The sequence below is a fragment of the Rhodococcus sp. BUPNP1 genome (assembly GCF_002215235.1).
Classification (GTDB): Bacteria; Actinomycetota; Actinomycetes; order Mycobacteriales; family Mycobacteriaceae; genus Rhodococcus.
Genome location: NZ_NERM01000032.1, coordinates 35,673 through 43,998, shown reverse-complemented (window position 1 = coordinate 43,998; position 8,326 = coordinate 35,673). Strand labels below are relative to the sequence as shown.

Here is an 8,326-nt window from a genome sequence, read left to right as displayed (position 1 = left end):
CAGTGGCGTCAGAAGAGCCGTGAGCCAGACCCGCCCACCAGACCCATCCTGCGTCCACCGAGCCGAGACCGTCACGCCCATCAAGGAGTCAGACCAACCGGTCCACGAGATCCATAGTGAAGAGCCACAACACCGGCCACGCCTGTCGCCGATCGCGTGCGTACGCCCTTTGCGGTCCGCAAAAAAATGAGTACGCTCATTAATGTGAGCGAGGTGCAGCAGCTTTCAGAGCGCGGACGGCGCCCGGGCGTTCGGGAGATAGAGTCCCGCCGCGAGCAGAACATGCGGCTCAAGCGGGAGCGAATCTTTCGCGCCGCGTCCGACCTGTTGCGTGCGCGCGGGTTCTCCGCAGTGACGACGCAGGAGGTGTCCGCCGCGGCCGGGGTCGCAGCGGGGACCTTGTTCCGGTACGCAGCGACCAAGAGCGAGTTGCTGCTCATGGTCTACAACGAGGCACTCCGGGCATCGATAGATGAGGGCGCCGCGCGTGCGGCGTTGACGCCGGATCCTGCCGCCGCGGTCTTCGCCCGCCTGCACCCGCTCGTCGTCGCTGCCGCACGTGAGCCGGAGAACAGTGCTGCGTACCAGCGGGAGCTGCTGTTCGGCCCTCACGACGCGAAGTTCCGGGCCGAGGGCATGGCGTTGATCTTCGAGCTCGAGGCGTCCCTCTCCGACACGCTACGACGCGCCGCTCCGACCCTCAGCGACGGGGAGGCACGCGTCGCAGGATCCTCGCTGTTCGCCGTCACGCATCTCGCGATCGCTCGGATGACGGCCTCGGACATCCCCGAGGCTGACGCGATCGACGACCTCAGACGTCAGGTCACGCTCATCGTGACCGGCGTGCCGCACACACCCCGGCGGCCGGATCCGCCGCCCGAGAAGGAATGAAGGAAACAGAACAATGAGCAACATCACACACGTGACCGTCCTGGGAACCGGAGTCCTCGGCACCCAGATCGCCTTCCAGACCGCCTACAGCGGCTTCCAGGTCACCGCATATGACATCAGCAGCGACGCCATCGAGGCAGCCAAGAAGCGGTTCGACGCTCTCGTCACCACCTACAAGGACGACGGAGTCGCGGGGGCAGCCGAGGGGAAGGCGGACGAGGCGCTCACCCGCGTCCGGTTCTCCTCCGACCTCGCCGACGCGGTCGCGGACGCGGATCTGGTCATCGAGGCGATCCCCGAGGTACTGTCCATCAAGCAGGACACCTACCGAAGGCTCGGCGAGCTCGCACCGGAGAAGACGATCTTCGCAACGAACTCGTCGACACTTCTGCCCAGCGACCTCAAGGACTCCACCGGACGCCCCGCCAAGTTCCTCGCGCTGCACTTCGCGAACCGGGTCTGGAAGTTCAACACCGCCGAGGTGATGGGCACCGCCGACACCGATCCGGCCGTGTTCGACGAGGTCGTCGCCTTCGCCGGCAACATCGGGATGGTTCCGATCCCCGTGTACAAGGAGAAGTCCGGCTACGTCCTCAACTCGCTACTGGTGCCGTTCCTCAACGCCGGGTACGCACTCGCCGCCGGCGGATACGCCGAGCCGAAGGACATCGACAACGTGTGGCGGATCGGCACGGGAGCGCCGATGGGCCCCTTCCAGATCACCGATGTCATCGGCCTGGCCACCCCGTACAACATCCTCGCCCACGGCGGGGAGGAGGACCAGGCGCTCGCGGCCTGGCTGAAGAGCGAGTACATCGACCACGGCAAGCTGGGCGTCGCCACCGGCGAGGGCTTCTACACCTACAACTGACCCACGACCGCGGCAGAACAGTCCACGAGAGGACGTGCAAGCCAGATGTACTACAGCAGTGGAAACTACGAAGCCTTCGCCCGCCCCCGCAAGCCCGAGGGAGTCGAGAACAAGACCGCCTGGTTCGTCGGCGCCGGGCTCACCTCGATGGCCTCGGCGGTGTTCATGATCCGCGACGGGCAACTCTCCGGCGACAAGATCACAATCCTCGAGCGCCTGGACCTGCCCGGCGGCGCGCTGGACGGTATCAAGAAGCCGGACAAAGGGTTTGTCATCCGCGGCGGGCGCGAGATGGAAGACCACATGGAGTGCCTCTGGGATCTGTTCCGCACCATCCCGTCGCTCGAGGTCGACGGATCCGTCCTCGACGAGTTCTACTGGCTCAACAAAGACGACCCAACTACTCACTCAACCGGGTCACACACCGGCAGGGCGAGGAGTTCGTCACCAACAATGAGTTCGGCCTGAGCGAGAAAGCTCAGAAGGAGTTGGTCAAGGTTTTTCTCGCCTCGCGTGAGGAGATGGAAGACAAGCGCATCAACGAGATCTTCGGTGAAGAGTTCCTGAGCAGCAACTTCTGGCTCTACTGGCGGACGATGTTCGCGTTCGAGAACTGGCACTCCGCACTCGAGCTGAAGCTCTACCTGCACCGGTTCGTGCACCACATCGGCGGGCTCCCCGACCTTTCGGCGCTGAAGTTCACGAAGTACAACCAGTACGAATCGCTCGTGCTGCCCATGTACCGCTGGCTCCTGGACCAGGGCGTGAGATTCGAGTTCTCCACCGAGGTCACCGACATCGACTTCGTTTTCGACGGCGACCGTAAACAGGCCACCCGCATCCACTGGACAAAGGGCGGCGTGCCCGGCGGCGTCGACCTCGGTCCCGACGACCTCGTGCTCGCCACGATCGGTTCGCTCACAGAGAACTCCGACGACGGCACCCACCACAATGCGGCCAGACTCGACGAAGGCCCCGGGCCGGCGTGGGACCTGTGGCGGCGCATCGCGGCCAAGCATTCCTCTTTCGCCAACGACCCGTCATCGCTGCGACGCGCAACGCGTCTCCCGTCACGGCAACGGATCGCAACCACGACCCGCCCACGGCGCCTCGCGGGACGGAGGGCAAGTTGACACAGTTGCGCTGCCATGGAACCGCGCTGGCTCTCTCGATGACCACCGGTGAAACAGTGCCGCTCCAGGCTTGCGCCTGGTGTTGCCTGGCCTCCTCGTGATCGGCCCGTCGGGGATCGTCAACGTGGTGCGGGTGTCGAGGCGGTCGGGTCCGACGGCTCGGCGGGGCGCGATCGTCTCGTGCGTTGGCGGACTACGGGAGCTTGGACGCGAGGACGTCGGCCGCCAGGATCTCGGGTGCTGCGCCGAGGAGGTGCTGGTTGGCCATCAGGGCTGCGACGATGGCGCCGTTGGCGTGGGCGTCGCGAGCGGCCTCGTCGGGGAATGCATCGAAGATCCAGAAGGTGTCGGCGTGGGTCCTAGCCGCGAACCAGACAATCGTTCCTACTTCTTCGTTGGCGAGTGCGACAGCGCCGGCGAGCAGATCGGCGAGCGCGTCGTGCTGTCCATCGGCCGCGACGATCTTGGCGACGAATGCATACGGAAGTGATGCTGGTGTGGACATGAGGGGTTCTCCTTGAAGTCGGGGTTCTTCGTGGGGCGAGTTCAGCGTATGACGAGCGAGGGCCGGTGGGGAGTGGCGTATACGACAGTCTTGCTATTGTTCGCGCCATGCGTATCGGACTGATCGCGATCGACGGCTGCTTCGGTTCGGCTGTCGCGTCGGTCATCGACATCGTGCGGGTGGCCGACGGAGCCCGCGGCGATGTCGACCCGCGGATCGACCCGATCGAACTCGCCATCCTCGGACCGAAACGGCGAGTGACCACGACGGCATCGATGACCCTGTCGGTAGACCACCCGCTGTCGGAGTCCGGAGAGTTCGACGTGGTCGTCGTCCCTGCGCTTGGAACCCTCACGGCCGCCGCTACCAACGACGCCCTCCAGAGCCGAGATGCACGTTCGGTCATCGCCTCACTCGGGCGCCTCGACGACGCGACCACCCGGATCGCCGCGGCGTGCACCGGCGTGTTCGCCGTCGCCGAGACCGGACGGATGCATCATCGGCGGGCGACGACCAGCTGGTTCCTGGGGCCGGAGTTCCTGAAGCGCTATCCGACCGTCGCCCTCGATCTCGACACCATGGTCGTGGTCGACGGGAACCTCGTCACCGCCGGCGCCGCGTTCGCCCACATCGACCTCGCGCTCTCACTCGTGCGATCGATCAGCCCCGACCTGGCCCAATATGTCGCCAAGCTCCTCATCATCGACGAGCGTCCGTCGCAGGCGGCCTTCGTCGCCTACGAACATCTCCGGCACGAGGACCCGATCGTCGTCGAGTTCGAACGCTTCGTGCGCGCCCGCCTGGACGAACCGTTCAACGTCGCCTTCGTCGCGCAGTCGCTCGGCACCAGCCGGCGCACCCTCGAACGACGAGTCCGTGCGGCGCTCAACCTCACTCCGCTCGGCTTCGTCCAACGGCTTCGCATCGAACGAGCTCGGCACCTCTCAGCAACCACGGACCTCACCTCCGCCGAGATCGCGCTACGGGTCGGCTACGCGAACGCCGAGACTCTGCGCTCCCTCCTGCGCAGGGAGCGACGCCGTTCCTGACCTATCGCCATGCCTGTAGCCGGTGTCCTAGCGCTCGGTTGGAACCACCTCTCAGCACGTCGCGTCGACGCTCCTGCGTCGCCCCTGGACGACCCACTCGACACGCCCGCAGCACAGGCCATGTGACGTGCCCCGGCTTCCCGGACGGTCGGGGTTGGGTGGCTGTGATGTCGCTGCGTTCTCGTCGAGGAGGTCAGCAGACCCGATCAGGGTCGATTGGGATGAGCCGCGAAGGCGGTCAGGTCAGGGCGGCCGAAGCCGGCCGGCGGGGTAGCGTCGGACACGTCGAGGTCTTTCGGATGGATGGCGTAGGAACCTCCATCGTCGGGAGACCTCGACGTCTATCTGCGGACCGACGCGCCCGGCCGACCTACACCGTCATCTGGGAAGAGCCTGTAATGGTCGCACGGAATGCTCAGGCTGGGGAGAAGCGGTAGAAGTATTTGGTGACGTAGAGTTCGTCGACGATGGTGGTGACCATCAGGATGAGGTCGGGGCCGTCGGTGAACAGGTTGCTGTTCATGTCGAGGTCGCTGTCGGAGTACTTGCTCACCCAGGTGCCGTCCACGAGTCGCTCCATGCGGAGATATGGCGCCACGCTGCTGACGATGCGTCCGTCCTGGTCCTCGATCGAGTCGGTCAGGACGCCCTGCTCCTTCTCGGCGGAGGTCCAGGGGACCTTGGCGCCGCCTCGCATGGAGAAGTGGACCTCGCCGTCGGAGTCGGTGATCTCGAGCGTTTCGCCTCCGGCGGGGGAGATGGTTTCCGGGGTGTAGAGCGAACGGTCGCGGAAGATGATCGCGTAGCTGCCCGAGCGGTGTCCGGCGTCCTGTTCGGAGAAGCCGGTCAATTCCCACCGGCCGAGCAGCGCTGTCGGGTCAGTCGTCTGGGGAGCGGGCATGCCAAGTCCTCTCAGTGGGGGTCGGGTCAGGGGGGCAGCGCGGCTCGAAGCTCCATGGAGTTGTCATCGTTGAAGCGCCAGGCCTCGGCTTCGTTGCCGAGGTGGTAGGTCACGGTTGCGGACTTCGCCTTGAGGTCGCACTGGATCACCCCTGCGACAGGTTCGCCAGGTTGGTCTTCCCGGTTGTCGAGCCAAGTGTTGTTGACTACCGCTTTTAGAATCCCAAACGTCTTGGGGTGGATGTCGCCGACGTTATCCTCACGCTGAGGCCCATAAGCGGCGGCAAGGAGTTTTATTGTGTTTGACTCGTAAAAGAGGATAAAGGCAGCGTGGTCTGCGGGATATTCGGCGAGAAAATAGCGGTCGTTGGCGAGTTTCTCGACAAGAGCTTCGACTGTTTCGTTATCAACTGTCAATGTGGTTGGCATTGCTGTATCACTTTATCTTTGATCGGCTAAACGTCTGGCCTGCCTCGTTTTTGAATCTCTCGGTTATGGTTTCGGGGAGGCCAAGTGAACTGTATCCAACGGTAACTTCTGACGCCCGAGAGCCATCCGGTGGGTGGCTTAAAACTATCTCACCTCGGACCACCGCCGAGGCTCGATCCTCCAGCCCGAGATCGAGTTCGTGCTGGTTAGCGTTGATTCGTTGCTTAGCAATCTCGATCAATGCCGCAAGCTCGCCGGGCGTGTGGGCCGAGCCGATGTGCGCGATCATCTGGCGCCGACCGCGGATCTTCTCCCAGATCTGCACGCCGATGGCCCCGGAGGCGGTCTTGGACTGCACCACGTACAGATCCACCTCCTCCAAACTCCGCTCGATTAGTGACCCGCGCGCCACATGCTCGAACTCGTGACCTGCAGCGATCCTAACGAATTGGCTAGAAACGACGTCAACTTGTGGAACTCAGGTCTGACACGGGGTGATCCTCGCTGATGCCCTGCACCCGTTTGACGAATTCGTCGCCGGGCTGAACCTCGACCGCGTCGACACTCTCGTCGGCTCGTTCCTCAGCGTCGAGTGCGGTTTCGAGCACGGTCTTCGTCAACTGCCCGAGCAGTCCGTTCGGGCCCATCAGTTAGACGCCTTGTTCCTCGGCCTGGGCCAGTAGTTGCTGCGCCAACTCCAGCTGGTTCATCTCGTCCGCCATGGGCTCCAGTGTTTCCGTCATGGTCGATCCTTCCGCCAAGCTCGCTGCTCGGCGTGTCAGGCCGACCCGGATCACGTCAACACCGACATCCCCGAGCCGGTGACCGCAGAAACGAGCCTGCCCCGCACTCAGGCGGGGCAGGTTTCGATTTGCTCAACTTACGTGGAGCTAAGGGGACTCGAACCCCTGACCCCCACACTGCCAGTGTGGTGCGCTACCAGCTGCGCCATAGCCCCTTGCACGGCCCTGACGGGGACCGCCACCGAAGACTACAGGCGAGAGCGTGAACTCTCGCCTGTAGCGATCTTGTGGAGCTAAGGGGACTCGAACCCCTGACCCCCACACTGCCAGTGTGGTGCGCTACCAGCTGCGCCATAGCCCCGTATTCGGTTGTACCGTCGCGCTCCGGTTGACCCCTTCGCGCTGAAAGAAAACTACACCATCGCGCTCGACGCCAACAAATCGGCTGGTAGACAGCGTGACTGTGGCGGGAGCACGCACCGTGCGCAGCTCCCGCCACCGCTCCGTCTATCCGACGAGTTCGGTCACCCAGTTCTCGTCGCCGAGGGCGTCGATAACGGTCCCCTCGTACACGACAGCCGGCGTGCCGGCCGCTCCGGTCGTCGCGAGCAGACGGCGTCCCGCCTCCGCGTCGGCCGAGGCCTGATCGATCCGGGCGCCGTCGGTGATGCACTGCGCGACGTCCTCGGAGGCACCCGCGTCGCGCGCCATCTGCGCGAGACCCGCGTTGTCGATGTCACCGTCGCCACCCTCGGCCGGTTGGTTGTCGGGCGACAGCAGGGCGTCGTGGAATGCGGAGAACGCGCGGGCATCGCCGCTCTCGGCGACGCACTGCGCCGCCGCCACCGCGCGGGTCGAGTAGTCGCCGCTGCTCGACGCCCGGTCGAGGAAAGCGAGCATCCGGTACCGGATCGCCAATTGGCCGTCGTCGATCGCCTGGGCGAGCTCCTGCGAGTGCTTGTGTTCGAGTTCGGCGCAGTAGGGGCACAGCGGGTCCTCGAACAGGTCGACGGTCCGTGGGGCGTCGGGGCGGCCCAGCAGGATTGCGCCGTCGTCCTCGATCGACACTTCCACCGCGCCGTTCTGCACGGAGCCGTAACCGTCATTGCGGGGATCGCCGCTGCCCGACGACCACAGGACACCACCGATGACGAGCGCACCGATCACCAGGATCGCGATGCCGCCGAGAATGTAGGTGACCCTGTTCGACGTCGGCTGCGGTGTGTACTTGCCGGATGAGACCTTCTTCGCGCTCACGGATGCTGCCCTCTACTGCTCGTCGGTGGGGAAGGACGATCTCACTCTGCCATCGACGGCTGAGGGGCCGCTGAGAGGGAAGCACATGAACCCGGACCGAGCGCGAACCAGGTGCGCGGCCGGACGACCAGCCATATCGACATCGCCAGGAAGCCGACGTCGCGGGCGATCTCGATCGCGTAGTCGCGGCCGTCGACGCCCTCGACCACACCTCCTCCCCCGAAGCAGCCGCAATCGATCGACAGGCCGCGCGCCCACGCCGAGGCGATCGCGACGACGAGCGCGACCAGCCCCAAGGCGCTGACGAGCGCTGCGAAGCGCGTCGCGAGACCGACGAGCAGGACCAGGCCCAGGGCCAGTTCGAGAACGGGGAAGGCGGCGGCGAACGGCCGCACCCAGTCGGTGGGCAGAATGTGGTACGCCCGAACCGCGACGACGGTTTGTGTCGGGTCCGAGAACTTCACCCAACCGGAGACGAGCCACACCGCTGCCAGACCGAATCGGGCGAGCGTGGAGACGAGACCGACCCACATGCGGGCGACAGTACC

The 8,326-nt window shown here is 65.0% G+C and carries 9 protein-coding genes, 2 tRNA genes and 2 pseudogenes; 4 read left to right on the top strand and 9 right to left on the bottom strand.

Annotated features, from left to right (window positions below; translation table 11 throughout):
• Positions 1 to 204: 204 nt before the first annotated feature.
• The 3 genes and pseudogenes from B9C99_RS22635 to B9C99_RS22625 all read left to right on the top strand — a co-directional run bounded on the left by B9C99_RS22635 (position 205) and on the right by B9C99_RS22625 (position 2,895).
• Entirely contained in the window at positions 205 to 891 is a 687-nt protein-coding gene (locus tag B9C99_RS22635) for a TetR/AcrR family transcriptional regulator (protein ID WP_229565158.1), read from the top strand.
• A 13-nt stretch (positions 892 to 904) separates the two neighbouring features.
• Positions 905 to 1,762 (top strand): 3-hydroxyacyl-CoA dehydrogenase, encoded by an 858-nt coding sequence (locus B9C99_RS22630; protein ID WP_024101447.1) that lies wholly within the window; start codon positions 905 to 907, stop codon positions 1,760 to 1,762.
• Positions 1,763 to 1,807: 45 nt separating this feature from the next.
• A pseudogene (locus B9C99_RS22625) lies at positions 1,808 to 2,895 on the top strand (oleate hydratase).
• Between the two features lie 193 nt (positions 2,896 to 3,088).
• Here B9C99_RS22625 and B9C99_RS22620 read toward each other — a convergent pair.
• Positions 3,089 to 3,400 carry a putative quinol monooxygenase gene (locus B9C99_RS22620; protein WP_006247389.1) on the bottom strand — a complete coding sequence of 104 codons (312 nt, stop codon included), beginning with the start codon at positions 3,398 to 3,400 and terminating at the stop codon, positions 3,089 to 3,091.
• Positions 3,401 to 3,507: 107 nt separating this feature from the next.
• Between B9C99_RS22620 and B9C99_RS22615 the strand changes: the two genes are divergently transcribed.
• Entirely contained in the window at positions 3,508 to 4,449 is a 942-nt protein-coding gene (locus tag B9C99_RS22615) for a GlxA family transcriptional regulator (RefSeq protein WP_039586057.1), read from the top strand.
• 415 nt (positions 4,450 to 4,864) lie between these two features.
• Here B9C99_RS22615 and B9C99_RS22605 read toward each other — a convergent pair whose 3' ends face one another.
• The 8 genes and pseudogenes from B9C99_RS22605 to B9C99_RS22570 all read right to left on the bottom strand — a co-directional run bounded on the left by B9C99_RS22605 (position 4,865) and on the right by B9C99_RS22570 (position 8,311).
• Positions 4,865 to 5,350 (bottom strand): hypothetical protein, encoded by a 486-nt coding sequence (locus tag B9C99_RS22605; protein ID WP_033097161.1) that lies wholly within the window; start codon positions 5,348 to 5,350, stop codon positions 4,865 to 4,867.
• Between the two features lie 26 nt (positions 5,351 to 5,376).
• A complete protein-coding gene (locus tag B9C99_RS22600; protein ID WP_088899420.1) occupies positions 5,377 to 5,778 on the bottom strand; it encodes a hypothetical protein in 402 nt (133 codons plus the stop codon).
• 7 nt (positions 5,779 to 5,785) lie between these two features.
• Positions 5,786 to 6,151, bottom strand: a complete 366-nt coding sequence (locus tag B9C99_RS22595) for a hypothetical protein (protein ID WP_143543586.1) — start codon at positions 6,149 to 6,151, stop codon at positions 5,786 to 5,788.
• Positions 6,152 to 6,359: 208 nt separating this feature from the next.
• Positions 6,360 to 6,521: pseudogene (locus B9C99_RS26195) on the bottom strand (IS256 family transposase); the annotation flags it as partial.
• A gap of 142 nt (positions 6,522 to 6,663) precedes the next feature.
• Positions 6,664 to 6,736: transfer RNA gene (locus B9C99_RS22585), tRNA-Ala, on the bottom strand.
• Positions 6,737 to 6,809: 73 nt separating this feature from the next.
• Positions 6,810 to 6,882, bottom strand: a tRNA-Ala gene (locus tag B9C99_RS22580).
• Positions 6,883 to 7,028: 146 nt separating this feature from the next.
• Complete coding sequence (locus B9C99_RS22575) at positions 7,029 to 7,778, bottom strand: DsbA family protein (protein ID WP_006550359.1); 750 nt, start codon at positions 7,776 to 7,778, stop codon at positions 7,029 to 7,031.
• A 41-nt stretch (positions 7,779 to 7,819) separates the two neighbouring features.
• On the bottom strand, positions 7,820 to 8,311 hold the full coding sequence (locus tag B9C99_RS22570; RefSeq protein WP_088899418.1) for a MauE/DoxX family redox-associated membrane protein: 492 nt from the start codon (positions 8,309 to 8,311) through the stop codon (positions 7,820 to 7,822).
• Between the last annotated feature and the right edge of the window lie 15 nt (positions 8,312 to 8,326).

Coding starts and splice junctions, on each gene's coding strand:
- B9C99_RS22600 (WP_088899420.1), bottom strand. CDS start 5,778: ATGCCAACCACATTGACAGTTGATAACGAAACAGTCGAAGCTCTTGTC.
- B9C99_RS22630 (WP_024101447.1), top strand. CDS start 905: ATGAGCAACATCACACACGTGACCGTCCTGGGAACCGGAGTCCTCGGC.
- B9C99_RS22615 (WP_039586057.1), top strand. CDS start 3,508: ATGCGTATCGGACTGATCGCGATCGACGGCTGCTTCGGTTCGGCTGTC.
- B9C99_RS22570 (WP_088899418.1), bottom strand. CDS start 8,311: ATGTGGGTCGGTCTCGTCTCCACGCTCGCCCGATTCGGTCTGGCAGCG.
- B9C99_RS22620 (WP_006247389.1), bottom strand. CDS start 3,400: ATGTCCACACCAGCATCACTTCCGTATGCATTCGTCGCCAAGATCGTC.
- B9C99_RS22605 (WP_033097161.1), bottom strand. CDS start 5,350: ATGCCCGCTCCCCAGACGACTGACCCGACAGCGCTGCTCGGCCGGTGG.